24 protein-coding genes and 1 pseudogene are annotated in these 23,883 nt (G+C 64.1%); 2 read left to right on the top strand and 23 right to left on the bottom strand.

The genetic code is table 11. The features are described from left to right. Positions 1–9 precede the first annotated feature (9 nt). The 14 genes and pseudogenes from ACLB1G_RS17295 to ybiB form a co-directional block, all read right to left on the bottom strand. Positions 10–549 (bottom strand): hypothetical protein, encoded by a 540-nt coding sequence (locus ACLB1G_RS17295; RefSeq protein WP_491628470.1) that lies wholly within the window; start codon positions 547–549, stop codon positions 10–12. Next, entirely contained in the window at positions 546–1,001 is a 456-nt protein-coding gene (locus tag ACLB1G_RS17290) for a (2Fe-2S)-binding protein (protein ID WP_491628469.1), read from the bottom strand. The genes ACLB1G_RS17295 and ACLB1G_RS17290 overlap by 4 nt, the downstream gene beginning before the upstream one ends. Before the next feature lie 113 nt (positions 1,002–1,114). After that, positions 1,115–3,256 (bottom strand): annotated as a pseudogene (locus tag ACLB1G_RS17285) (xanthine dehydrogenase family protein molybdopterin-binding subunit). Between the two features lie 105 nt (positions 3,257–3,361). Continuing rightward, a complete protein-coding gene (locus tag ACLB1G_RS17280; RefSeq protein WP_491628468.1) occupies positions 3,362–4,264 on the bottom strand; it encodes a GlxA family transcriptional regulator in 903 nt (300 codons plus the stop codon). Positions 4,265–4,355: 91 nt separating this feature from the next. Next, complete coding sequence (locus tag ACLB1G_RS17275) at positions 4,356–4,916, bottom strand: response regulator transcription factor (protein ID WP_491628467.1); 561 nt, start codon at positions 4,914–4,916, stop codon at positions 4,356–4,358. Positions 4,917–4,956: 40 nt separating this feature from the next. Beyond that, positions 4,957–5,079: a hypothetical protein gene (locus ACLB1G_RS17270; RefSeq protein ID WP_491628466.1), complete on the bottom strand. Its 123-nt coding sequence runs from the start codon at positions 5,077–5,079 to the stop codon at positions 4,957–4,959. A gap of 309 nt (positions 5,080–5,388) precedes the next feature. Continuing rightward, positions 5,389–6,132, bottom strand: coding sequence for a hypothetical protein (locus ACLB1G_RS17265; protein WP_491628465.1), 744 nt, complete (start codon positions 6,130–6,132; stop codon positions 5,389–5,391). 134 nt (positions 6,133–6,266) lie between these two features. Beyond that, complete coding sequence (locus ACLB1G_RS17260; protein WP_491628464.1) at positions 6,267–7,265, bottom strand: helix-turn-helix transcriptional regulator; 999 nt, start codon at positions 7,263–7,265, stop codon at positions 6,267–6,269. 569 nt (positions 7,266–7,834) lie between these two features. Next, the gene (gene rpoD / locus ACLB1G_RS17255; RefSeq protein ID WP_491628463.1) at positions 7,835–10,078 is read right to left on the bottom strand and encodes an RNA polymerase sigma factor RpoD; all 2,244 of its coding nucleotides are present in this window, start codon (positions 10,076–10,078) and stop codon (positions 7,835–7,837) included. A gap of 212 nt (positions 10,079–10,290) precedes the next feature. After that, entirely contained in the window at positions 10,291–12,087 is a 1,797-nt protein-coding gene (gene dnaG / locus ACLB1G_RS17250; RefSeq protein ID WP_491628462.1) for a DNA primase, read from the bottom strand. A gap of 108 nt (positions 12,088–12,195) precedes the next feature. Then, entirely contained in the window at positions 12,196–12,645 is a 450-nt protein-coding gene (locus ACLB1G_RS17245; protein ID WP_491628461.1) for a GatB/YqeY domain-containing protein, read from the bottom strand. 130 nt (positions 12,646–12,775) lie between these two features. Next, positions 12,776–12,988 carry a 30S ribosomal protein S21 gene (rpsU, locus tag ACLB1G_RS17240; protein WP_008451879.1) on the bottom strand — a complete coding sequence of 71 codons (213 nt, stop codon included), beginning with the start codon at positions 12,986–12,988 and terminating at the stop codon, positions 12,776–12,778. A gap of 136 nt (positions 12,989–13,124) precedes the next feature. Further along, complete coding sequence (locus tag ACLB1G_RS17235) at positions 13,125–14,333, bottom strand: BaiN/RdsA family NAD(P)/FAD-dependent oxidoreductase (RefSeq protein WP_491628460.1); 1,209 nt, start codon at positions 14,331–14,333, stop codon at positions 13,125–13,127. Positions 14,334–14,484: 151 nt separating this feature from the next. Further along, a complete protein-coding gene (ybiB, locus tag ACLB1G_RS17230; RefSeq protein WP_491628459.1) occupies positions 14,485–15,480 on the bottom strand; it encodes a DNA-binding protein YbiB in 996 nt (331 codons plus the stop codon). 82 nt (positions 15,481–15,562) lie between these two features. On the opposite strand from ybiB, the gene ACLB1G_RS17225 reads away from it, so the two are divergent. Next, positions 15,563–16,621 (top strand): 3-deoxy-7-phosphoheptulonate synthase, encoded by a 1,059-nt coding sequence (locus tag ACLB1G_RS17225; RefSeq protein ID WP_491628458.1) that lies wholly within the window; start codon positions 15,563–15,565, stop codon positions 16,619–16,621. A gap of 3 nt (positions 16,622–16,624) precedes the next feature. On the opposite strand, the gene ACLB1G_RS17220 is transcribed toward ACLB1G_RS17225, so the two are convergent. Beyond that, entirely contained in the window at positions 16,625–16,951 is a 327-nt protein-coding gene (locus ACLB1G_RS17220; protein WP_491628457.1) for a Rieske (2Fe-2S) protein, read from the bottom strand. Between the two features lie 190 nt (positions 16,952–17,141). Here ACLB1G_RS17220 and tsaD point away from each other — a divergent pair, with 190 nt between their 5' ends. Continuing rightward, a complete protein-coding gene (gene tsaD / locus ACLB1G_RS17215) occupies positions 17,142–18,182 on the top strand; it encodes a tRNA (adenosine(37)-N6)-threonylcarbamoyltransferase complex transferase subunit TsaD (protein WP_491628456.1) in 1,041 nt (346 codons plus the stop codon). Here tsaD and ACLB1G_RS17210 read toward each other — a convergent pair. From ACLB1G_RS17210 to ybaK, 8 genes are all read right to left on the bottom strand, one after another. Beyond that, the gene (locus tag ACLB1G_RS17210) at positions 18,179–18,358 is read right to left on the bottom strand and encodes a hypothetical protein (protein ID WP_491628455.1); all 180 of its coding nucleotides are present in this window, start codon (positions 18,356–18,358) and stop codon (positions 18,179–18,181) included. The two genes, tsaD and ACLB1G_RS17210, sit on opposite strands and share 4 nt — an antisense overlap. Before the next feature lie 141 nt (positions 18,359–18,499). Beyond that, positions 18,500–19,735, bottom strand: coding sequence for a metal-dependent hydrolase (locus tag ACLB1G_RS17205; RefSeq protein WP_491628454.1), 1,236 nt, complete (start codon positions 19,733–19,735; stop codon positions 18,500–18,502). After that, positions 19,728–20,471 (bottom strand): AAA family ATPase, encoded by a 744-nt coding sequence (locus tag ACLB1G_RS17200; RefSeq protein WP_491628453.1) that lies wholly within the window; start codon positions 20,469–20,471, stop codon positions 19,728–19,730. The genes ACLB1G_RS17205 and ACLB1G_RS17200 overlap by 8 nt, the downstream gene beginning before the upstream one ends. Continuing rightward, positions 20,472–20,762 (bottom strand): DUF427 domain-containing protein, encoded by a 291-nt coding sequence (locus ACLB1G_RS17195; RefSeq protein ID WP_491628452.1) that lies wholly within the window; start codon positions 20,760–20,762, stop codon positions 20,472–20,474. 22 nt (positions 20,763–20,784) lie between these two features. Then, a complete protein-coding gene (locus ACLB1G_RS17190; RefSeq protein ID WP_491628451.1) occupies positions 20,785–21,843 on the bottom strand; it encodes a sensor domain-containing diguanylate cyclase in 1,059 nt (352 codons plus the stop codon). A gap of 105 nt (positions 21,844–21,948) precedes the next feature. Beyond that, positions 21,949–22,596, bottom strand: a complete 648-nt coding sequence (locus ACLB1G_RS17185; RefSeq protein WP_491628450.1) for a DsbA family oxidoreductase — start codon at positions 22,594–22,596, stop codon at positions 21,949–21,951. Between the two features lie 91 nt (positions 22,597–22,687). Further along, on the bottom strand, positions 22,688–23,293 hold the full coding sequence (plsY, locus tag ACLB1G_RS17180) for a glycerol-3-phosphate 1-O-acyltransferase PlsY (protein ID WP_491628449.1): 606 nt from the start codon (positions 23,291–23,293) through the stop codon (positions 22,688–22,690). Between the two features lie 61 nt (positions 23,294–23,354). Further along, positions 23,355–23,846 carry a Cys-tRNA(Pro) deacylase gene (gene ybaK / locus ACLB1G_RS17175; protein ID WP_491628448.1) on the bottom strand — a complete coding sequence of 164 codons (492 nt, stop codon included), beginning with the start codon at positions 23,844–23,846 and terminating at the stop codon, positions 23,355–23,357. Positions 23,847–23,883: the final 37 nt, after the last annotated feature.

Here is a 23,883-nt window from a genome sequence, read left to right as displayed (position 1 = left end):
GTGCCCTGGCTAGTCGGGACAGGGCATGCCAGCCTTGGCCCAGGCTTCCAGCACCTGCACGAATTCTTCATGGCTCATAGGCGGCCGGGTGCGCTGGTTGCCGGGATTCCAGGCCCACAGCACCAGCGGATCGGTTTTCATGTGCTCTATCACCTGCTCCCCGGTCTTGCGGTTGCCATTGCGGGCCGGGTCGCGCATCTGCTGGCAGACGGCCTTCTTGTCCAGCCCCTGCCAGCGCATGCTGAGCGGAGCCAGGTGCCAGTTCGGTGCCCCCGGCACCTTGCCTTGCGCGGTGTTGCCGGCCTGGTGGCAGGCCGCGCATTGCAGCACCGCCGAACCATGGCCGTCCTTGCCGCGCACCACCTGCTGCGCATGGATCACGCCGGTGTCCTTCTGGCGCGGTGCCTCGGCCTGGTGGCAGTTGATGCAGCGCGGCGACATCACCACGCTGGCCACCGGATCGAACAGCGCGCCGGCGGCCGGGCCGGGCGCCGCCTGGCCCGGTCCCGCCAGCGCCATGCACAAGATCAGACCCAGGCGGCGCATCATGCCTGCCCCGCCGCCTTGTGGATGGCCGCGCGGATGCGCGGATAAGTGCCGCAGCGGCAGATATTGCCGGACATGGCCTGGTCGATATCCTGGTCGCTGGGCTTGGGGATGGCCTTCAGCAGCGCGGTGGCCGCCATGATCTGCCCGGACTGGCAGTAGCCGCACTGCGGCACGTCGATCTCGGCCCAGGCCCGTTGCACGCGCTTGCCGACGGCGCTCTCGCCGATCGCCTCGATGGTGGTGATTTTCTTGCCGGCCGCAGCCGAGACGGGCATCACGCAGGAACGCGTGGGCTGGCCGTCGATATGCACGGTGCAGGCGCCGCACAGCGCCATGCCGCAGCCGAACTTGGTGCCGGACAGGTGCAGCTCGTCGCGCAATACCCACAACAAGGGAGTATCGGCTTCCGCCTCGACCCGCAGGTTGGCGCCATTGATGTTGAGTGAAATCATGCTTGTTTCTCCCGTAAGAACCCGTTTCAAAAAGACCATGGCGTCGTTGCCGCTCCTTGCCGTGCAGGCGCACTGTTTTCGTCGCCCCGGCCTTGGCCTGCGCCTAGCCCTGCTCATTTTGAAACGGCTTCTAAGGCGGTGGCGATGGGCAGCTTGCGTATGCGCTGGCCGCTGCCAGCGTAGATGGCGTTGGCCAGGGCCGGCATTACTGCCGCCGTGCCCGGCTCGCCGATGCCGCCCGGCGCTTCGTTGCTGGCGACGATATGGGTTTCCAGCACCGGCGTTTCGTGCATGCGCAACACGCGGTAATCGTGGAAGTTGCTCTGCTCGACGCGGCCATTCTTGAAGGTGATGTCGCCATACAGCGCGCCCGAGATGCCGAAGATGACGCCGCCTTCGATCTGCGCCCGCACCGTATCCGGATTGACCACCACGCCGCAGTCCACCGCGCACACCACGCGCGTCACCTTGACCTCGCCGTTCTCGATGTGCGCATCGACCACCATGCCGACATAGGTGCCGAAGGCGAACTGCACCGACAAGCCTCGGCCGCCACGGGCGCTCTTCGGCCCTTGCCACCCGGCCTTTTGCGCCGCCAGCTTGAGCACATGTTCCGCTCGCGGATTGTGCTTGAGCAGCGCCAGCCGGTATTGCAGCGGATCGGCATTGGCGGCGGCGGCCAGTTCATCGATGAAGCTCTCCACCACGAACACATTGTGGGTGGGACCGACGCCACGCCAGAACGCGGTGGGAATGTCGCCCGGCTCGTGGCGGGTGTAATCGACCTGGATGGCCGGCAGCGCATACGGCGGGGATTCGGCGCCATCCACGGTTTCCGGGTCGTAGCCGTTGTTGAAAGCCGGCGGCAGGAAGCGGCCCAGCACCGAGGAACCGGTCAGGTGGTGCGACCACGCCACCGGCGCACCCTGCTCATCCAGGCCGGCGCGCACGCGGTCGTAAAAATAAGGACGATACATATCGTGCTGGATATCTTCTTCCCGGCTCCAGATTACCTTGACCGGATAGCCGGCGTCGCGGGCGATGCGCACCGCGCGCTCGACGCCGTCTATCTCCAGCCGGCGGCCGAAACCGCCGCCCAGCAGATGGTTGTGGACCTGCACCTTCTCTTCCGGCAGGCCGGTCACCCTGGCCGCCACGGCGCGCGCGCGTGACCACCTGGGTGCCGGTCCAGACATCGCAACGGTCGGCTTGCACATGCACCGTGCAGTTCATCGGCTCCATGGGCGCGTGCGCCAGGAACGGCAATTCATAGGTGGCTTCGATCACGCGGCCGGCCTTGCCGAAGGCTTGCTCCGGATTGCCCTCATTGCGCACCCTGGCGCGGCCGGCCTGGGCGGCCCGCTGCATGTCGGCCACGATATCGGCCGTGCCCAGATTGGCGTTCGGACCTTCGTCCCAGCGCAGCGCCAGCAGGGACAGGGCCTTGTGCGCGGCGCCATAGTTGTCGGCCACCACGGCGGCGCAATCGTCCAGGCGCACCACCTTGCGTACGCCCGCCACCTTGAGCGCGGCCGCTTCATCCAGGCCGGCGAGGCGGCCGCCATAGACGGGACTGATGGCCAGTGCTGCCACTTTCATGCCGGGCAAGCGCACGTCGATGCCGAACACTGCGGTGCCGTTCAGCTTGCCTGGCGTATCCAGGCGGCGCGCGGCCTTGCCGATCAGGCGGAATCCCTGGGCTGCTTGAGCACGATGGACTCGGCTGGCGGCAAGGGCAGCGTGGCGGCGCTGGCCGCCAGCTTGCCGTATGCCAGCCTGCGATTGCTAGGCGCGTGGATCACCATGCCGTGCTCGGCGCGGCAGGCCGAGGGGTCGACTTGCCACTGGTTGGCGGCAGCCTGTATCAATACCATGCGGGCGGCGGCGCCGGCCTGGCGCATCGGCATCCAGGCGGCGCGTATGGTGGTCGAGCCGCCGGTCACCTGGAAGCCCAGCGCCGGATTCACATAGCGCTTGTCGTCGGCGCCCGCGTGTTCCAGCACCACGTCTTTCAGGTCGACTTCCAGCTCCTCGGCAATCAGCATCGGAATCGAGGTGTAAGTGCCCTGGCCCATCTCGACGTAGGGCATGGTCATGTGCACCTTGCCGTCGCCGCCGATGCGCACGACGGCATTCGGTTCCCACGCGGTGGACGGCGCGGCGTCGCGGGCGCGGGCGTTGGGGATGGCCACGTGCAGCAGCAAGCTGCCGCCGGCGGTGCCCATGGATAGCAGGAAAAGGCGGCGATTGGTCATGCAAGGCTCCTTGGCACAATGTCCATTGATTATAGGAACTGCTTGCAAGCACCAGCGGACGAAAAAGCCGCAAAACAGGCCAGCTGGCCTCTCCCATAGCAGGGGTCAGCGCACCACGGACACCCTGTCGGGCTGTGCCTTGCGCACCAGTGTTTGCGGGGAGACGCCCAGCACGCGCTGGAAAGCGCGCCGCATGCGCTCGTCATCGCCAAAGCCGGTCTGGGCGGCGATGCGCGCGGCCGAGGCGTGGCCGCTGTCGATCAGCGCCTTGGCCGCTTCCACCCGCAGCTTTTCAATCGCCTTGGCCGGCGACATGCCGGTTTCGGCCTGGAAGGCGCGGCTGAAATGGCGCGGGCTCCAGCTGACGTGGTCGGCCAGCTGCTGCACGCTGAGCGGTTCGCGCAGGTTGTCCTTGATGAAGGTCAGCACGCGGCGGATGCGCTCCTGCTTGGGATCGATCTCGGCCAGCAGCGAGAACTGGCTCTGGCCGCCGGAGCGGCGGTGGTAGAGCACCATCATTTTGCAGATTTGATGGGTGACGTCGTGGCCCAGGTCGGCCTCCACCAGGCCGAGCACCAGGTCGGTGCCGGCCGTCATGCCGGCCGAGCTCCAGATGTTGCCGTCGCGGATGAAAATCTTGTCCGGCACCACCTGCACCTTGGGATAGCGCTGTGCCAGGGTGTCGGCATGGCACCAGTGGGTGGTGGCCGAGCGGCCGTCCAGCAAGCCGGCTTCGGCCAACAGGAAGGCAGCGGTGCAGATGCCGGCCACCCGGCGCGCATCGCGGGCAGCGGCCTGCAGCCGTTCCACCATGCCCGGGCACGGGGTGGGCACGCCGGGCATGCTGGCGACGATGACGGTGTCGTAGTGCTGATCAAGGAAGGGCTTGGTATCGATGCCGACGCCGCTCATGCTGTGCACCAGTCCGCCCTGCATGGACACGATGTCCACCTCATAGGCGCCCGGCGCGTAGTGGTTGGCGAGGCCCAGCACCGACAGGATGGACAAGTCGAGTATATGAAATTTGGGGAATACGACCAACGCTATCCTGGCTGCCACTGATGCCTCGCCTATTAAAAAAGAAAATCCGGGCGGAGACTCAGGATACCATGCCGCGCTGGGTAGCCAGCACAACGGCGTGAGTCCTGGCCGTCGCGCCGAGTTTGGTAAACACCGATCTGACATGGCTTTTCACGGTACCCACACCGATACCTAGCCGGATCGCGATGCGCTTGTTGCAGCATCCCAGCGCCAGCAATTCCAGCACCTGGCTTTCGCGCAGCGTCAGGCCGTCGCCGGGCGGGTTCTGCGTCGCCAGCGCCAGCAACTCCTGGTTGACATAGCGCTTGCCCTGGCTCAGCGCTTCCAGGGCGGTGTGCAATTCGGCCGCGTCGCAGCGTTGCGGCAGGTAGCCGTGCACCCCGGCCGCCATGGCGTGACGCACATCCCATTCGCGCTCGCGCTGGCTGACGATCATCACCCGCTCTCCCCTTGCCGGCGCCAGCGGCAAGCGCGCCATGGCGTCGGCGTAATCGGTAATGACCACCCGGACCGGCGGCGCGCCATCGTCCGGCGCGCAGGCTGCGCGCACCTGAGGAATGCCGGCCAGCAGAGCGACCAGCCCGGCGTTGACGATGGCCTCGGCATGCAGCACTTGCACCGATATCCGCGCCGCCGCTGCGTGCGGCCTTCCCTGCCCCTCAGGCAAACCGCTGGGCGCTGGCATGGATAGCTACCAACAAAGGCGCGGCTGGATGGCCGCCATCGGCATCGCGCTCGTCTATCGTGTGCCGGATCGGCACGCTGCCAGGCAGCTTGGGCATGGTGTCCTTATTCAGATGGAAAGAAGCGGGCCAACCGCGCCGCGTCCGCGCTGGAGGGCCAGCGCGGGCCAATTATAGAATTGGCTATACCATTGAAAGCGACAAGAAACCCTCGGTTTCTGCCATCATGGCGATGGTCCGGGCCACCGCCGTCGAAGGAGATCCGGAGGGGAGTGACCTGGCTGCACAAAACATACTTGAACACTCGCCGCAGCAGTTCAAATTCGACTGCGGACTGGGAGCCTTATCGCTGATCGGAGCGGTACCGCACCTGTATCCGGACGAGCAAGTATGGTGCAGCTCTTCAGATCATTTCGCAGCGCGTTTTATCACGAGATTCTCGGCTATCGTAGACTGCGGATTGCCGTACAAAGTGGCAAGCACATCCCAGAAATTATCCGGAGATTTCGTGTTTCCAAAAACATCGAAATGAACGTTAAAGCCCAGCGCGTGAGCGAACTCGTGATTAACGATATCCTGGGTAACGTCACAGTGATTATTTCCCAGATTTATATATACGGGATTTGTGATATTGTTCTTGGAATCTGGAGTAATCAGGCTGCCAGCCCCAGCAACATTGGATACGTTTGCACAATAACTATTGTAATCAGTGCTGCCCGGAGGAATCCAGGAATTATTGTAACCAACCTGGATCACATTGCCGCTTGCCGGCAGAGCATTTACAGGCTCGAGAACAAAATAAGCACTTAATTTACTGTTATAAATGGCAATGGCAGTGTTGACTTTTCTTGCCAGTTCCTGTTCGACAGCAGTGTTTCCAGGAGGAATGTATACTAAAATATGCTGATTGGGAGTAGACGGCCATCGCCAAGTTCCTGGCGGCCGCCCATTGGAAAGACGTCCGTCCGGGCCTACATCATAGTTGCTGTTTGTTGCTTTAATATCAGCAATAATTTGGGCCTCAGTCAGCACGCCGGCCTGCACGCCGGTTGAATTTGAACCGTTTCCGCCTGAGGAATTATTATCACCACCACCGCCACATGCGCTCAGCGCAATAGCAAAAACACCACCAATAATATTTGAAAGTTTCATCGCTTTTTAAATTGCCAGCACCAGGACACCCTTCGGCTTTTGATTAGTCTAATATTCTCTCTTGAAATTGCTTTAATCGGGCAATTTTTGAAATCATAGCGAAAATACACGACACAGCCTATAGAACAGATGTCCTACACCCATCCCCTGCCATGCATCGCAGCGATCAGCCCATGCCGGCTGGCCACGCCAAGTTTGCGGTATACCGCATGCAACTGATTGCGCACGGTCGCCGGTGACGTACCCAGCGCACGCGCTATTTCCTTGTTTTGCATGCCTTGCACTGCCAAAGAAGAAACTTGCATTTCGGCGGAGGTCAGGGTGGCGGATGGGGGCTGCCTCAGAGAAACGAGGAGACACAGGATATCTTCCTGGCGCACGGCCCTCACCTGAACAGCAGTACCTGCATAGACAGCAGGATTGCCAGCCCCTAGCCTTTCCATTAATACAGCCGGCAAGACTGGAGGTTCCCAATTGGACCATTCACGTTGCAGCATCTGGACGGCTGCGGGTTCGATAAACTGGACGCAACCGTGATAATCCGAAAATGCAATCGTGGTATCAGCTCGTTGATCAAGAGCCGTAAGCTTTAGCTGCTGATTGATCTGGCGTGCTTTCAGCACATGCGGTAGCAAGTTGTCCGCCAGGTTCACATGCACGTCGTCATAGGCACGCCGCTTGCCGGCACGCCAAAGGGCAACCGTCGTCGCCTTGGGACTGGATGTGTGCGGCGACACGAAAACAAGAGACTGGGCCGTGTCGTAACGCTTTATATATTTTTCGATATCGGTCTGGAATCGCAGCGCTGTCAGGTCCGCGCGCACGCTGCGGCCACGATTTGCGAAGGCTGCCTGATATACGATATCCAGACTCTGCAACCGCCCTTCGGTGTCCAGTTTCTCAACGCCCATCACCTCTCGTCGTTGCAGGAATTTTTCGACAGGTGCCTTGTGCAGATACAACCCAGAGATCATGAAACCATGTTCTTCCGAGTATTCCAAATCCGCGATAGTCCCGGAATCAAATGCAATGACCGACTTGATTCTGTTCAGCACATAATCATTGAGCTCAGCGGCATTGGCATCGGTGGCGCAGTTGTAGATGTCGAGCAGTAGCTTCGATTGCAGGTTCATCGCTTATCAAAGTCGAGATTCGGAATGCCAGGCATTTCGCGCTGATAAATTGCTTGCCTGTGCACTTCCAATAATAACTTGCAATCGCACATAAAGAAAAGCCGCAACATGTTTCCATGCTGCGGCTTTACTGTCTGGTGGGCCTCCCGTGAGTCGAACACGGCACCAACGGATTATGCTTACCAACTATGGCTTTCGCCACCCCTTTCGGGTTTGTGGTCTGGACTGTCTCTTGTCTTTACGACCTGCCCGTACAGTCTCTACACGTCCTCCCTCTCGGGAGTTTCGCTCGGGATTGCCACGTTGCCGAGACAACAGAGGTTTCCCCGAATTTGAGCAGTTCTACCAAGGGGCAGAGTGAACTTACCCCAAGGCAACCCAATCAATTTTCACCGTCCTCGTAGGAGTCTTAGGTGACAATTTGCTAAGTCCGCTGCTCTAACCAAGCATGAGCTAGAGGCCCTGAAACTATTTTTAATGCATTATGCTGTATCTTTTACCCGGCATATGCTAACAGCCCGGCAATAGAGCACGCTAGCATAAGCGCTGGCGTGCCTTCGCGTCAAGTCTTAGTTGCCTTCCAAGAAGCTCTTCAGCTTGTCGGAGCGGCTCGGGTGGCGCAGCTTGCGCAGCGCCTTGGCTTCGATCTGGCGGATACGCTCGCGCGTGACGTCAAACTGCTTGCCCACCTCTTCCAGCGTATGGTCGGTCGACATCTCGATGCCGAAGCGCATGCGCAGCACCTTGGCCTCGCGCGGCGTCAGCGAATCGAGCACATCCTTGACCACGCCGCGCATGGAGGCGTGCAGGGCCGCGTCCGACGGCGCCAGGGTGTTGTTGTCTTCGATGAAGTCGCCCAGGTGGGAATCGTCGTCGTCGCCGATCGGCGTTTCCATGGAGATCGGTTCTTTCGCGATCTTCATGATTTTGCGGATCTTGTCCTCCGGCATTTCCATCTTGATCGCCAGCGTAGCGGGATCGGGTTCGGCCCCGGTTTCCTGCAGGATCTGGCGCGAGATGCGGTTCATCTTGTTGATGGTCTCTATCATGTGCACCGGAATGCGGATGGTGCGGGCCTGGTCGGCGATGGAGCGCGTGATGGCCTGCCGTATCCACCAGGTGGCATAGGTAGAGAACTTGTAGCCGCGGCGGTATTCGAACTTGTCGACCGCCTTCATCAGGCCGATATTGCCTTCCTGGATCAGGTCCAGGAACTGCAGGCCGCGGTTGGTGTATTTCTTGGCGATGGAAATCACCAGGCGCAGGTTGGCCTCGGTCATTTCACGCTTGGCCTTGCGCGCCTTCATTTCACCGGCCGCCATCTGGCGGTTGATGTTGCGCAGGTCGGGCAGCGGCAGCACCACGCGCGCCTGCAGGTCGATCAAACGCTGCTGCAGCTCCTTGATGGTGGGTATGTTGCGGCCCAGGATGGCGCTGTAGGCGTGGCCGGCCTCGACTTCGCCATCCACCCATTCCAGGTTGGTTTCATTGCCGGGGAAGACCTTGATGAAGTGGGCGCGCGGCATGCCGCACTTGTTCACCGCCACGTCCAGGATCTGCTTCTCGATGTGGCGCACCTCATCCACCTGGCCGCGCAGGGTGTCGCACAGCTTTTCCACCACCTTGGCCGTGAAGCGTATGCCCAAGAGTTCGTAGGAAATCGCTTCCTGGGCCTTGACGTAGGCCTTGGAGTTGTAGCCATCCTTCTCGAAGGCCTGGCGCATCTTGTCGAACTGAAGCGAGATGGTGTCGAACTTCTCCAGCGCCGCGGCTTTCATGAGCTCCAGCTGTTCGGCCGAGTAGCCGGCCGCCGCGCCCGCCGGGCTGGCTTCCTCTTCTTCCTCTTCCTCTTCTTCTTCCTCTTCCTCCTCGTCCTCCTCGTCGTCGGACGGGGCGGCCGCGACCGGGGCGGCAGCTTCCTCGTTGTCGTCGACCAGGCCGTCGACGATCTCGTCGATCTTGATCTCGTCGGCGCGGATGCGGTCGGAGGCGGCGATGATTTCGGCGATGGTGACCGGGCAGGCCGAGATGGCTTGTATCATGTCCTTGAGGCCATCTTCGATGCGCTTGGCGATCTCGATCTCGCCTTCGCGCGTGAGCAGCTCGACCGAGCCCATTTCGCGCATGTACATGCGCACCGGATCGGTGGTGCGGCCGAAGTCGGAATCGACCGTGGACAGGGCCGCCTCGGCGGCAGCCTCGGCTTCGTCGTCGCTGGTGACGGTGGCGACGTTATCCGACAGCAGCAGGGTCTCGGCGTCCGGCGCGTGCTCGTAGACGGCAATGCCCATGTCGTTGAAGGTGCCGATGATGCCTTCGATGGCTTCGGGATCGACGATGTTGTCGGGCAAATGGTCGTTGATCTCGGCGTAGGTCAGGAAGCCGCGCTCCTTGCCGAACTTGATCAGGGTTTTCAGCTTCTGGCGGCGGCGCTCCAGTTCTTCCTCGGAGGCTTCCGTGTCGGACGAGAAGGCATCCTTGAGCAGGGCTTTTTCCTTGGCCTTGCGGTCCTTGGCCTTGGCCTTGTCCACGGCCTTGAGTTCGGCGCGTTCGACCGCGTTCAGCGCGGCGACCTCGTCGTTCTCGGGCTGGAATTCCTTGGGCTTGCGGCCGCGCCGTCCCGGCACCTTGACCGACGGCAGCACATAACCGGACGTGTCGATGGCGGCCAGGGTGGCGGCATCGGTGGTCTGGCTGACCGGCGGTGAGCTGGCGGCGACGCGCGTTTCCGGCTTGTCTGCCGCCTTGGCGGCCTTGGCGGTCACTTTGGTCGGCTTTACAGCCGCTTGGGATTCAGGTTTCTTGATTGGCACAGGCGCTTTCGATTACACAACGACTTGCTTGAGGATAAAGTTGGCCCTTGCGGACCCCTGCTTACTGCACTTGCTTACAGACTGACTTACACCTTGTCGGCCCCGACTGGACCGCAAAAACCATGCCAAAACATACAACACTTAGCGTTTTATTATAGCACGCGACTTTTCAATTTCCAGGGGGCAGAAACCGTGCGTTCCCCTCTGCCACACTAGCGCGGACGCAGTTCTGCTTCGGCCTCGCGCAGCAATTGATCTTGCTGCGAAGTAATTTCCCTATACCGCACGCCGATCTCGTCGGACGACAACCCGGACGCGAACAGCTGGTTCAATTCCTGTTTCAGCGCATCCATCTTCACTTGCCGGATGGCGCTCCTCAGGAACAGCCGGTCCGCCTCCAGTTCCGCTTCCGGCTCGCGCAGGATGGCGGCAATGATGGCGTCATACTCCTCGCTGGCCGACTTCAGGTGCTGGGCAAAGGCGGCAAAGCCGCCCTGCGGTCCCAGCGCCTGGGCCGAGGCCACCAGCCAGGCCAGCCGCTCCGCCTCTTCCTGGCCGAAGTAGCTGAACGCGGCAATGGCCGACTCGTCCACCTCCATGGCCAGCGGCGGGTGCGCCACCAGCAGCCGCACGATGCGCGCCTCCAGCCCTACCGGCACCGGACGCCCGCTGCGCGGCGGCGCCTTCCTGACCGTGGCGACCGGCTTGGCCAGCTCGAACAGGGCCTCGATTTCCGAGGGCGTGCTCTGCGTGTACTGGGCCAGGCCACGCACGATCTGCAACCGCAGCGCGCTGGGCGCCATGGCCTGCAGCATGGGCTTGGCGTCGAACTGGACCCGGGCCCGGCCTTCCGGGCTGTTCAGGTCGTGCTCGCCGATGGCCTCGCGCAGCAGGAATTGCGACAGCGGCATGGCTTCGTGGATTTCCTGTTCGAACGCCTCGGTGCCGTGCTCGCGCACATAGCTGTCCGGGTCGTGCTCGGCCGGCAGGAACAGAAACTTGATGGTCTTGTCGTCCGACACGTGGGGCAGACAGGCTTCCAGCGCGCGCCGGGCCGCGCGGCGGCCGGCCTTGTCGCCGTCGAAGCTGAAAATCACCGTGTCGGTCTGACGCAGCAGTTTCTGCACATGGTGGGTGGTGCACGCCGTACCCAGGGTGGCGACGGCCTGCGGGAACCCCATCTGGGCCAGCGCCACCACGTCCATGTAGCCTTCCGTCACCAGCACATAACCCGCGTCGCGGATCGCCTGGCGCGCCTCGAACAGGCCATACAGCTCGAAGCCCTTTGAAAATAAAGGCGTTTCCGGAGAATTCAAGTACTTGGGCTCACCCTGGTCCAGGACCCGGCCGCCAAAGGCGATCACCTGGCCTTTGGTGTTTTTGATGGGAAACATCACGCGCTCGCGGAAGCGGTCGTAGCGCTTGCGGTTGCCGCCATCCTCGTCGACCCGGTCGATCACCAGGCCGGCTTCGGCCAGGGCCACGGCCTCGTAATCGGGGAACACGGCGCGCAGGTTGTCCCAGCCGGCCGGGGCATAGCCCAGGCCGAAGCGCGCCGCCACTTCGCCGGTCAGGCCGCGGTTCTTCAAATAGGCAATGGCGGTGGGGGCCTGGCGCAGCTGGGCCCGGAAGTAATCGCAGGCGCGCGCCATGGCGTCGGTCAGGGCCAGGGCCTGGGCTGCCTGCTGGGCGCGCTGGGCCGGCGGAATCTTGTCATCCTGGTCAGGCACCACCATGCCCACGCCCTGGGCCAGGTCTTTCACGGCGTCCACGAAGCCCATACCGGAATACTCGATCAGGAAACCGATCGAGGTGCCGTGCGCGCCGCAGCCGAAGCAGTGGTAGAACTGCTTGGTGGGGCTGACCGTGAAGCTGGGCGATTTTTCGTTGTGGAAGGGGCACAGCCCCATATAGTTGGCGCCGCCCTTCTTGAGCTGCACATAGCGCCCCACCACATCGACGATATCGACGCGGTTGAGCAGGTCGGCAATGAATGATTGGGGGATCACGTCAAATGGGGATCACGTCAAATTGCGGCGGGGTTGTTCCAAATCAGGCTATACCGCAGCGCGGGACCAGTATTGAGCGATCTCAACGCGCAGCGGCGGGCGCTACGATTATGCCGGGCTGAGCGCCTTCTTGACCAGTGCCGACACCACCGTCATGTCGGCCTTGCCGGCCACCTTGGGCTTGACGATGGCCATCACCTTGCCCATGTCCTGCGGACCGGCGGCGCCCGAAGCGGCCACGGCGGCCGCCACCTCGGCGGCGATTTCCTCGTCCGACAGGCCGGCCGGCATGTAGGCCGACAACACGACCAGCTCGGCCTTCTCGATGTCGGCCAGGTCGGCGCGGCCGCCCGCTTCGAACTGGGTGATGGAATCCTTGCGCTGCTTGATCATTTTTTCCACGATGGCGACAGTCTGCTCATCGCTCACGTCGATCTGCTCGTCGACTTCCTTGCGCTTGATCTCGGCGAGGATCAAGCGGATGGTGGCCAGGCGGCCGGCTTCCTTGGCGCGCATGGCGGTTTTCATGTCTTCGGTGATTTGTGCTTTCAAGCCCATGGCAATTCCTTAAATGTCGGTGGCAAAATGCGAAAACCCGCCGCGGCCAGGCCGGAGCGGGTATCTTTCCAGATGCCGCAAGGGTAACCCGTAGTGCGAGGCCTGCCGGGTTAGGCTTGCGTGAGCAATCTTAGAACAGTTTTTTCGGCAGCTGTTGGCTGCGGATGCGCTTGTAGTGACGCTTGACAGCGGCAGCCAGCTTGCGCTTGCGCTCAGCGGTCGGCTTTTCGTAGAACTCGCGTGCGCGCAGTTCGGTCAGCAGGCCGGTTTTTTCGATGGTGCGTTTGAAGCGACGCATGGCGACTTCGAACGGCTCGTTTTCTTTAAGGCGAATAGTGGTCATGTAAAAATTCAAACCGTTTGAGGTTGAGGGAGAAAGAGACTATAGCAGCTTTTTGCGCAAAAAGAAAGCCCCTCCCTGGCTGCCGGATCGGCCTGGAATGCGGCTTGCAGCGCAAAAACAACGAGCGCGGACTATATCACACCGCCGCGCCGGCCGCCGCACCGGAGGCCCAGGCCCACTGGAAGTTGTAGCCGCCCAGCCAGCCGGTGACATCCACCGTCTCGCCAATGAAGTACAGGCCGGGCGCCTTGTTGGCCATCATGCTCTGCTGCGACAGCTCGCGGGTATCGACCCCGCCGCGCGTGACCTCGGCCTTGCGGTAGCCCTCGGAACCGTTGGGCGCCAGGCTCCACTGGTTGACGGCGGCGCCCAGCTTGCGCAGGGCGGCGTCCGGCAAATCGGCCAGGCGCGCTTCGGGCGACAGGCCCTGGATCTGCAGCAAGCCCTCGGCCAGGCGGGAGGGCAGCCACTGCGCCAGCACATTGCCCAGCTGCTTCTTGATGGTGGTCTTGCCTTCGATCAAGGCCTGGGCCAGGTCCAGCTCCGGCAGCAGGTTGACCAGGATGGGCGTGCCGGGCTGCCAGTAGCTCGAAATCTGCAGGATGGCCGGGCCGGACAGGCCGCGATGGGTGAACAGCAAGTCTTCGCGGAAGCGCGCGCCGGACGGGTTGCGGCCCTTGAGCGAGCCGGTTTCCACGTCCACTTCCAGCGCGATGCCGGCCAGCGGCACGAACGGCGCCCAGGCGGCGGGATCAAAGGTCAGCGGCACCAGGGCCGGGCGGGTCTCCACCAGTTTCAGGCCGAACTGTTTGGCGATGCGGTAGCCGAGGTCGGTCGCGCCTATCTTGGGAATGGACAGGCCGCCGGTGGCCACCACCACGCTGGCCGCCGCGATCTGGTCGGCGCTGGTGTCGAGCAGGTAGCCGCCCTCGCCGGCCTGCACGCCCTCCACCTGGACCGGCATGCGCCATTGCACGCCGCCGTCCTCGCATTCGCGGCGCAGCATATGGATGATCTGCTCGGCCGAGTCGTCGCAGAACAGCTGGCCCTTGTGCTTTTCGTGGTACGCGATGCGGTGCTTTTTCACCAGTGCGAGGAAATCCTGCGGCGTGTAGCGCGACAGCGCGCTCTTGCAGAAGTGCGGGTTCTCGGACAGGAAGTGTTGCGGCCCGGTATTGATGTTGGTGAAATTGCAGCGCCCGCCGCCGGAGATGCGTATCTTTTCCGCCAGCTTGGCCGCATGGTCGACCAGCACCACGCGGCGGCCGCGCCGGGCGGCCGTGGCGGCGCACATCATGCCGGCCGCGCCCGCGCCTATCACCGCCACATCGAACTGTTGCGCCATATTATTTTCCGAAAAAGGCGGGATTGTACGCTAGAGGACGCTTCAATTGACCATGGCGTCGTTACAGCTCCTCGCCGTGCAAGCGCACTGCCTTCGCCGCCCCGGCCTTGGCCTGCGCCCAGCCACGCTCATTTTGAAACGCCCTCTCTCTTTAAGCGATGGGTTCGCTGACGTGCTGCCGCGACTGCACCGTGCGCGCCACCAGCAGGCATTGCGCCACCTGTTCCGCAATCGAGGCCGGCACCGGCACCTCGCCCGCCAGCACCGATTTGATCCAGTTGGCCGTGGTGGCGGCGTCCTTTTCCTCGGGCAGCAGCGGCAGCTCGATCACCTGGGTCTGCTTGGGAACCAGCATGGTGCGCAGGCCGCCGTGGAACCAGTCGATCTGCTGGGCCTTGTTGGCGTTGGCCACGGTCTCGCCTTCGGTGCCGCGCATCAGGAAGGCGTCGCCGCGCTCCGGCAAGGCCGCCGTGCTGAAGTATTCGCCCAGCATTTCCAGGTATTCCGGGTGGGTGTAGGACACCAGCCGCAGCGCCGGCCCGGCAAAGGGCTGCATGATCTTGACCAGGGTGTGGGTGGAATTGCGCACCCCCAGACGCCGCCGCAGAGACAGCAGATAGGCCAGCTTGGGCGACAGCGTATCTATCGTGATGAAAGCCACCTGCCCCTGGGCCAGGCGCTCCTCGGCCTCGGCATGGTCGGCGGCCGGCAGCACGCCCAGCTGCTCGAACACTTCGGCGGTGGACACCCGGCCCGGATCACGGGCCACGCCATGCACCAGCACCGGCACGCCCTCGCGCGCCAGCAGCATGGCCAGCAGCGGGGTCAGGTTGGCCATCTTGCGCGCGCCGTTGTAGGTGGGGATGGCGACCGGGGCGAACTGGCCCGGCGGCGCCATGAGCGGCGCGAACGAGGCTTCGGCCGCGTCCAGGAAGCCGGCGATTTCCTCCACCGACTCGCCCTTGATGCGCATGGCCAGGAGCACCCCGCCCAGCTCCAGGTCGGAGACCCGGCCGTCCAGCATGGCCTGGTACAAATCGTGGGCGTCGTCGCGGTTCATGCTGCGCGCGCCGTTCTTGCCGCGTCCGATTTCCTTGATCAGGCGGGCGGCCGGGAACGGTTCCGTGGAGGGGGTGGAGGTCGTCATGGCAGCTAGCTTAAACGATTTCAGCCCAATTCAGCTACACTATGGTCCCCCGGAAAGCCATCCACGTAGAGAAGACCGCCCCATGATTTCCCCCGATATCGAAAACATCAACGTCACTTCCTTCGCGTCCATGCCGACGCCGGAAGCCCTGCATGCCAAGCTGCCGCTGACCGACCGCGCCTCGGACGTGGTCATGGCCGGCCGCGCCGCCCTGCGCAACATCCTGGACCGCAAGGACAAGCGCCTGTTCGTGGTGGTGGGCCCGTGCTCCATCCACGACCCGGTGGCCGGCCTGGACTATGCGCGCCGCCTGAAGGCGCTGCAGGCCGAGGTGGCCGATACCATGCTGCTGGTGATGCGGGTGTATTTCGAGAAGCCCCGCACCACCACCGGCTGGAAAGGCTATATCAACGATCCCGACATGGACGATTCCTTCCGCGTGGACGTCGGCATGGAAAAGGCGCGCCAGTTCCTGCTGGACGTGTGCGAACTGGGCCTGCCCACCGCCACCGAGGCGCTGGACCCCATCTCGCCCCAGTACCTGGGCGACCTGATCGCCTGGACCGCCATCGGCGCCCGCACCACAGAATCGCAGACCCACCGCGAGATGTCATCCGGCCTGTCGACCCCGGTCGGCTTCAAGAACGGCACCGATGGCGACATCGGCATCGCCATCAACGCCATCCTGTCCTCAGCCCATCCGCACTCCTTCCTGGGCATCAACGCCCAGGGCAACGTGTCCATCGTGCGTACCCGTGGCAACGGCTACGGCCACGTGGTGCTGCGCGGCGGCGACGGCCGTCCCAACTACGATTCAGTCTCCATCGCCATTGCCGAGCAAGCGCTGGCCAAGGCCAGGCTGCCGGCCAACCTGGTGGTCGATTGCTCGCACGCCAACAGCTACAAGAAACCCGAGCTGCAGCCCTTGGTGATGGCCGACGTCATCAACCAGATCGTGCACGGCAACCAGTCGCTGGTGGGGGTGATGATCGAATCCAACATCGTGGGCGGCAACCAGAAGATCCCGGCCGACCTGGGCCAGCTGGTCTATGGCTGCTCGGTGACCGACGGCTGCATAGACTGGAACACCACCGAAAAAATGCTGCGCGACGCCCACGCCCAGCTGCTGCAGCGTCCCTGAGCTTTATAAATACGCCAGGGCCGGGGTGGTGACCCCGTAGCATCCGGTCAGGGCCGCCTCGGCGCGGCTGGCCGGGGCGTTCAGCTCGGCCAGGTCCAGGTAGACCCGCCCATCCTGCACCTTGACCGTGTAGCGCCGCATGGGGTCGTTTTCCAGCACCGCGTGCACCTGTTCCTCGGCGGTGCGGAACAAGGCCACACCGGGGAATTCCTGCCACGCCAGGCCGCGCGGCACCAGCCGCACGCCCTCCAGCGGCACATCCTTCAGTTTGCAGATCTGTTTCCATTGTCCCGACATCGCCGCCTCCCGCGTCATGCTCAAGACCATCATGAAGCAAGAGAAGTGCCAACTTTTCAGGCACTATCCTGTCATCCAATTTTGACCATTTGGCAAAACTTCGCACTGCGCCAGTGCGCGGCGCGGGCCGCTGGTGCATGGCGGCGCATCAAGGCGGGGCGGGACGGCGCCCCCCCATTTGGCTTACAATGGCGGACTGCCCATCCACATAGCACTGCTTTCCATGATAGTCCTTGGCGTTGAATCCTCCTGCGACGAAACCGGCCTGGCGCTGTACGACACCGAGCGCGGCCTGCTGTCCCACGCCCTGCATTCGCAGGTGGCCATGCACGAGGAATATGGCGGCGTGGTGCCGGAACTGGCCTCGCGCGACCACATCCGGCGCGCCATCCCGCTGCTGCGCCAGACCCTGGAAGGCGGCGGCAAGTCGCTGGACGACATAGACGCCATTGCCTACACCCAGGGCCCGGGCCTGGCCGGCGCGCTGCTGGTCGGTTCCTCGGTGGCCTGCAGCCTGGGGCTGGCGCTGGACAAGCCGGTGCTGGGCGTGCACCACCTGGAAGGCCATTTGCTGTCGCCGCTGCTGGCCTCCAGGCCGCCGGAATTTCCCTTCATCGCCCTGCTGGTCTCGGGCGGCCACACCCAGCTGATGCGGGTGGACGGGGTCGGCCAGTACACCCTGCTGGGTGAAACCCTGGACGACGCGGCCGGCGAAGCCTTCGACAAGTCGGCCAAGCTGCTGGGCCTGGGCTATCCCGGTGGTCCGGCCATTTCGCGCCTGGCCGAGTTCGGCAATCCGGACGCCTACAAGCTGCCGCGCCCCATGCTGCACTCCAAGGATTTCAATTTCAGCTTTTCGGGCCTGAAAACGGCCGTGCTGACGGTGGTCCGCAACCACGAGGAAAAAGTGGTGGCCAATATCTGCGAGCAGGACAAGGCCGACATCGCGCGCGGCTTCGTGGACGCCATCGTGGACGTGCTGACCGCCAAGTGCGTGCTGGCCCTCAAGCATACCGGCCTGAAGCGCCTGGTGATCGCCGGCGGCGTGGGCGCCAACGCCCAGCTGCGCGCCGCGCTGAACGCGGCGGCGGCGAAAAAGAAGTTCCAGGTGTATTACCCGGAGCTGGAATTTTGCACCGATAACGGCGCCATGATCGCCTTTGCCGGCGCCATGCGCCTGCAAATCAACCCGGACGCGGCCAAGCGCGACTATTCCTTCAATGTGCGGCCGCGCTGGCCTTTGGAAGAGCTGCGGGTGGTTTAACCCTGGGCGGCGAAGGCCACGGAAGCCAGCAGCGCCAGGCCGACCAGCGGCAGCACATACTTCAGCTTTTGGTTACCCAGATGGACGCCACGCGCGGCGATGCGCTCGCTGCGCGGGCGGTGCTCGTCCGGAAAGTGTTCGGCAGCCGGTTTGGTGGCGGTGTTGGTGGTGCTCATGATGTCTCTCCCTTTTGACCCATCATCGTCGATTCCATGGCCGGATGCAATTGCCGTGCCAGCTTTTTCAGCAGCCATATGTGAGCAAGCCCACTTTACGCGTACCAAACTGGTGAAATAACGACAGCGGCTGCACTATTTTTAATCGAGCAGGTCGGCGCGCGGATAGCCCCAGCCGGGCACGCCGCCGCAGTCCCCTGCCGGGGTTTTCAACGCCAGGTCGGAGAAGTTGCCGCGCGGGGTGGCGGCGAAGCGATAGTCGGACAAGGTATGATCGGTAAGCGCGGGCAGGCGGCCGAAGCGCAGCCAGGCGTCGACCCGGCAGTCGGCTTGCCGCAGTCGCCGCAGCAGGGCGATCCCGGCAGAGGCGCTATCGGCTTGCAGCACGCCCGGCGCCAGCTGCGCCATGGCACGCCGCTCCAGCAGCGCGGCCGGACATGCGGAAGGCGCGAGCCAGTCCGGCGCGATGCTGGCCACGCCGCGCCGCAGCCGGTAGGTGCCGGCCGCCTGGTCGGTTTCCACCGAGGCGTAGGCCCAGCACAGCGGCTGCGAGGGGAAAGCCGTCATGGCCACGTCCAGCACGCGCGCGGCGGGGTCGATGCGCTGCAGCGCGGCCGTGATCTGGCGCCGTCCCGCCGACGAGGCCAGTTCCTGCACGCCGATGAAGCCCACAGACAAGAGCAGCGCCAGCAGCAGCCCGCCCCTGCCGTGCGGGCCGCTGCGCCACTGCGCCCAGCCGCACACGGCGGCTGCCAGCAGCAGGGCCGCCAGCGAGGTCCAGCCCAGGTAGCCCTGCAGGACAAAGGCCAGCAGCGCCAGCGCCAGCAGCCCGAACCCGGCAATCCGCAGGCCGCGCCAGCGCATGACGAAAGCCATGGCCGCGCCTATGGTCACCCAGAACCAGGGCTCGACGATGAACACCATGTCGCCATACAACCAGCGGCCATCGAAGGGATGGAAGGGATGGACGCCGTAGGAATTGGTGTAATCCATCAGCAGGTGCAGCAGCAGGCCGGCGGCGATGCTGGCGGCCAGGCCGGGCCACGCCAGGCCGCGCCGCGCCGGGCGGCTGTGCCGCAGCAGGGCGCGCGCCCCAGGCCACAGCAGCCACAGCAGGGCAGCCAGCAGCAGGCCCTGCGGTATGGCCCACAGCAAGGTATGGGTATGGCCGCGATGCTCGAGCAAATAGCCCAGCGGCTGCGCCAGGCGTCCCGTCAGCAGCAGATCGAGGTCGGGAAAATTGCTGGCCAGGGCGCAGGCCAGCAGCAGCAGGCGGTGCCGGGTTTGCTGGCGCGCCGGCGTCTGTTCCGCCGCCAGGCTGCGGTGCACCAGCTCGCCCGCGCCGAAGCCGATGATGGTATGGGTGAGGTTATCCATCCTGATCCGGCGCCAGCAGCTGTTCCAGCCGCCGTGGGTAGTGGTTGAGGAAGTCGCGCGTGACAGCGTAATGCTCGGTATCCTCGTAAGCCACCTCGGTGATGCCGCCGCTGTCGAACAGCAGTATCCTGGCGTCCGGATAGGACAGCAATATCGGCGAGTGGGTGGCGATGATGAATTGCGACTCCTGCTGCACCAGTTGGTGGATGGCGGTCAGCGCCGCCAGCTGGCGGTTGGGCGAGAGCGCCGCCTCCGGCTCGTCCATCAGGTACAGGCCATGGCCCTTGAGCTTGTGCAGCAGCACCGCCATGAAGGCTTCGCCATGCGAACCGGCGTGCAGCGAACGGCCGCCGTAGCCCTCCAGGTAATTCACCTGGTCCATGTAGGAGGCGACGTTGAAGAAGCTCTCGGCGCGGAAGAAATAGCCGTCGCGCGGCTTCTTGAAGCTGCGTGACAGCCGCAGCGAGGCATGCAGGGGCGAACTCTCGCGCGAGGTGTTGAGCCGGACGTTGCGGGTGCCGCCCTCATTGCCGTGGCCCAGCGCCAGCGCGATCGCTTCCAGCATGGTGGACTTGCCGGCGCCATTCTCGCCGACAAAGAAAGTCACGCTGGGATGGAAATCGATACTGGACAGGGTGCGCACCGCCCCCACGGAATAAGGATGGCGGCTGAAATCGACATCGTCGCCAAAATCGGCGCTGACGCGCTGCAGATAGGGCCTGGCCTGCAGCGCCATCTAGCGGCGCACCTCGACGCCGCGCCAGAAGGCGACGTGGTCCTTGATCTGGCTGGCGGCGTCGTACGGCGCCGGGTAATACCAGGCGGCGTTGTCGTTGCGCTGGCCGTCCACTTCCAGGCTGTAGTAGCTGGCCTGGCCCTTCCATGGACACTTGCTGGTGTGGCTGCTGGGGCGCAGGTATTCCTGCCTGACGCTGGCAGGCGGGAAGTAGACGTTGTTCTCGACGATCTGCACTTCGTCGTCCTGCGCTGCGGCGATCACGGCGCCGTTCCAGATGGCTGTAGGCATGCTCACTCTCCCGGATGTGGTATCAGCATTCTACCCGGTTGCGGCCACCGCGCTTGGCGCGGTACAGGGCCTCGTCGGCATGGCGCAGCAGGCTTTCGGCGTCGTTGATGTCCTGGTGGTTGAAGGCGGCCACGCCCAGGCTGGCCGTGACGCGCAGCAGCTCGCCGTCGAGCTCGTGCACCTGGGTTTCGATGCGCAGGCGCAGGGTTTCCGCGAATTTGCAGGCGCCCTCCAGCGGCGTGTTGGGCAGCACCACGCACAGTTCCTCGCCGCCGTAGCGGCCCGGGATGTCGATCACCCGCACCGACTCGCGCAGCATGCGGCCCAGGTTGCGCAGCACCATGTCGCCGGCCGCGTGGCCATGGCGGTCGTTGACACGCTTGAAGTGGTCGACGTCCACCATCACGGCGGCCAGCGGGGTGCGGAAGCGGCGCGCGCGCGCGGTTTCGAATTTCAGCTTGGCCAGCAGGGCGCGCCGGTTGTACAAGCCGGTCAGCTCGTCGGTGGTGGCCAGCAGTTCCAGTTCGTGCACCGAGGCCTTGAGCGCGCGCTCGTTGGCGCGCAGCTCGATCAGGGCCATCACCTGGCGCGCCAGCCGCTGCAGCATGCGCTTCTGTTGCTCGCCCAGGCGGCCGGGCCGCGTATCCATCACGCACAGGGTGCCGATGGCGTAGCCGTCCGAGGACAGCAGGGCCACCGCGCTGTACATGCGCAGGTATGGCGCGTTGACGGTCAGCGGCATGTGGGCGGTGCGCTGGTCCAGGCTGAGATCGGGGATCTCGGTGGCGCCGTCGCCCAACACGGCCAGCGAGCAATAGCACTGGTCGCGCGGCATCTCGTCCACCGGCAGGCCGGTATAGGACTTGACCCAGACCCGGTCGGCGTCCACCAGCGAGATGAAGGAATAGGGAACGTCGCAGACCTTGGCGGCCAGCTCGGTCAGGAAGGTGAAATCCTGGCAGGATGGCGTATCGAGCACCTGGTAGCGGTGCAGTGCGGCCAGGCGCGATGGATCACCGGCGACCCGCGCACCGGCAGGCTGGATGACGCCAGGCGCCTGTTCTTGTTCAGCGGCCAGCATGGGCCCTCCCCTTCAGCGGCATGGTCATTCTGACCAGTGTAGCGCAAAACGGGAGCGCCGCGATAGTGGCCGCGCGGCGCCGCGTGGTGGCCGGATGGCGGCGGCTCAGGTCCCGGCGGCGATCTGGCGCAGGGCGCGCTCGAACACGGCGGCCGGCTGCCCGCCCGAGATCAGGTGGCGCTCATTGATGATCACGGCCGGCACCGAGTTGATGCCGTGGCGGTGGAAAAAGTCCTCGGCCTGGCGCACCTCGGCCGCGTAGGCATCCGAGGCCAGCACCTCGGCCGCGCGGGCCGCGTCCAGCCCCACCTCGCCGGCCACGCGCGCCAGCACCTCGCGCGAGCTGGGGTCTTCGCCCTTGGTGAAATAGGCGTCGAACAGGGCCAGCTTCAGTTGCAGCTGCTTGCCCTCCAGGTGGGCCCAGTGCAGCAGGCGGTGGGCGTCGAAGGTGTTGTAGATGCGGCTGCGCTTGCCCATGGCGAAGTCGAAGCCCACCTCGGCGCCGCGGGCGCGGATGCGGGCCCGCGCCTCTTCCTGCTGCTCGGGGGTGGAGCCGTATTTCTCGCTCAGGTGTTCATCGATATCCTGGCCTTCCGGCCCCATGCTGGGGTTCAGTTCAAAGGGCTGGAATTCCAGGTTGACGGCCACTTCGCCGCCGATGTTGCGCAGGGCTTGCAGCAGGGCGTGGGTGCCGATTGCGCACCAGGGGCAGGAAACGTCGGAGACGACGTCGATTTTCAGGGGAGTGGTCATGGCGGCCTTACGCTGTTCTTGTCAACAGCAGCATATGGCGATGGCGGACTCGAAATCAAGCCCGCCGTGGACAGGGTTATACCAGGGGCGTTTACTTGGCCTTGCTGCCGATGCGGCTTTCCTTGCCGGCCAGCAGGTTGGAAATGTTTTTCGCGTGGCGGAAGATCAGCAGCGCGCTCATCGCGGCCACCGCGCCCAGCTGCGGATCGGTGCCGAACAGCAGGCCATAGTAGAACGGCGCGAACAGGGCCGCGATCAGGGCCGCCAGCGAGGAATAGCGGAAGGCGAAGGCCACCGCCAGCCAGGTCGCCAGCGTCGCCAGGCCCAGCCACGGGTCCAGGCCGATCAGCACGCCCAGCGCGGTGGCCACGCCCTTGCCGCCCACGAAGCGGAAGAACACCGGCCACAGGTGCCCAAGGAACACGGCGATGGCCACCAGGGCGATGGTCCAGTCGCCCACCTGCAGGCGGCCGGCAAAGTGCGAGACCAGGAACACCGCCACCCAGCCCTTGGCGGCGTCGCCCAGCAGGGTCAGGATGGCGGCTTTTTTATTCCCGCTGCGCAACACGTTGGTGGCGCCGGGGTTTTTCGAGCCATAGGTGCGCGGATCGGCAATGCCGGACAGCTTGCTCACCACCACGGCAAACGAGATCGAGCCGATCAGGTAGGCGGCCACGGTCAGTAATACAGTATTCATTGTTTCCTCAAAAGTTGACAACCCGGCATGCCGGGCCAGGCGGACTATACACGCGCCGGCCTCAGTCGGCCAGGGCGCAGTGCACCGGCCTGGCCTGCAGCAGTTCGCTCAGCACGGCCGGCGCGATGCCGACCAGGTAGCCGCGCCGGCCGCCATTGATATAAATGGTTTCCAGCGCCAGGATGCTTTCCTCCACATAGATGGGCATGGCCTTGCGGATGCCGAACGGCGAGGTGCCGCCGACCTGATAGCCGCTGTGGCGCTGGGCCACCTCGGGCTTGCACGGCTCGACCGACTTGCAGCCTATGCCGCGCGCCAGGTTCTTGGTCGAGACCTTGCGGTCGCCGTGCATCAGCACGATGAGCGGCTTGGCCGCCTCGTCCTGCATGACCAGGGTCTTGACCACGTGGTGCTCGTCCACACCCAGCTCGCGCGCCGACACTTCGGTGCCGCCGTGCTCCTCGTAGGCGTAGGGGTGTTCGCTGAACGCAACCTTGTGCTTGCGCAGCATCTGGGTCGCGGGGGTCTCGGAAATGTGCTCTTTTTTGGCCATGCGTGCTACGCTAAGTGATCTATCGGGAGTTCCATAT

The sequence above is a fragment of the Duganella kummerowiae genome (genome assembly GCF_053572355.1).
The sequence above is the reverse complement of the archived record's forward strand: the minus strand, read 5'-3'. Positions and strand labels throughout refer to the sequence as shown.

Excerpts from the sequence above, each read along its gene's own strand:
- ACLB1G_RS17295 (WP_491628470.1), bottom strand. The coding sequence starts at position 549 with ATGATGCGCCGCCTGGGTCTGATCTTGTGCATGGCGCTGGCGGGACCG.
- ACLB1G_RS17290 (WP_491628469.1), bottom strand. The coding sequence starts at position 1,001 with ATGATTTCACTCAACATCAATGGCGCCAACCTGCGGGTCGAGGCGGAA.
- ACLB1G_RS17270 (WP_491628466.1), bottom strand. The coding sequence starts at position 5,079 with ATGCCCAAGCTGCCTGGCAGCGTGCCGATCCGGCACACGATAGACGAG.
- ACLB1G_RS17265 (WP_491628465.1), bottom strand. The coding sequence starts at position 6,132 with ATGAAACTTTCAAATATTATTGGTGGTGTTTTTGCTATTGCGCTGAGC.
- ACLB1G_RS17260 (WP_491628464.1), bottom strand. The coding sequence starts at position 7,265 with ATGAACCTGCAATCGAAGCTACTGCTCGACATCTACAACTGCGCCACC.
- ACLB1G_RS17245 (WP_491628461.1), bottom strand. The coding sequence starts at position 12,645 with ATGGGCTTGAAAGCACAAATCACCGAAGACATGAAAACCGCCATGCGC.
- rpsU (WP_008451879.1), bottom strand. The coding sequence starts at position 12,988 with ATGACCACTATTCGCCTTAAAGAAAACGAGCCGTTCGAAGTCGCCATG.
- ACLB1G_RS17235 (WP_491628460.1), bottom strand. The coding sequence starts at position 14,333 with ATGGCGCAACAGTTCGATGTGGCGGTGATAGGCGCGGGCGCGGCCGGC.
- ybiB (WP_491628459.1), bottom strand. The coding sequence starts at position 15,480 with ATGACGACCTCCACCCCCTCCACGGAACCGTTCCCGGCCGCCCGCCTG.
- ACLB1G_RS17225 (WP_491628458.1), top strand. The coding sequence starts at position 15,563 with ATGATTTCCCCCGATATCGAAAACATCAACGTCACTTCCTTCGCGTCC.
- ACLB1G_RS17220 (WP_491628457.1), bottom strand. The coding sequence starts at position 16,951 with ATGATGGTCTTGAGCATGACGCGGGAGGCGGCGATGTCGGGACAATGG.
- tsaD (WP_491628456.1), top strand. The coding sequence starts at position 17,142 with ATGATAGTCCTTGGCGTTGAATCCTCCTGCGACGAAACCGGCCTGGCG.
- ACLB1G_RS17210 (WP_491628455.1), bottom strand. The coding sequence starts at position 18,358 with ATGAGCACCACCAACACCGCCACCAAACCGGCTGCCGAACACTTTCCG.
- ACLB1G_RS17205 (WP_491628454.1), bottom strand. The coding sequence starts at position 19,735 with ATGGATAACCTCACCCATACCATCATCGGCTTCGGCGCGGGCGAGCTG.
- ACLB1G_RS17200 (WP_491628453.1), bottom strand. The coding sequence starts at position 20,471 with ATGGCGCTGCAGGCCAGGCCCTATCTGCAGCGCGTCAGCGCCGATTTT.
- ACLB1G_RS17195 (WP_491628452.1), bottom strand. The coding sequence starts at position 20,762 with ATGCCTACAGCCATCTGGAACGGCGCCGTGATCGCCGCAGCGCAGGAC.
- ACLB1G_RS17190 (WP_491628451.1), bottom strand. The coding sequence starts at position 21,843 with ATGCTGGCCGCTGAACAAGAACAGGCGCCTGGCGTCATCCAGCCTGCC.
- ACLB1G_RS17185 (WP_491628450.1), bottom strand. The coding sequence starts at position 22,596 with ATGACCACTCCCCTGAAAATCGACGTCGTCTCCGACGTTTCCTGCCCC.
- plsY (WP_491628449.1), bottom strand. The coding sequence starts at position 23,293 with ATGAATACTGTATTACTGACCGTGGCCGCCTACCTGATCGGCTCGATC.
- ybaK (WP_491628448.1), bottom strand. The coding sequence starts at position 23,846 with ATGGCCAAAAAAGAGCACATTTCCGAGACCCCCGCGACCCAGATGCTG.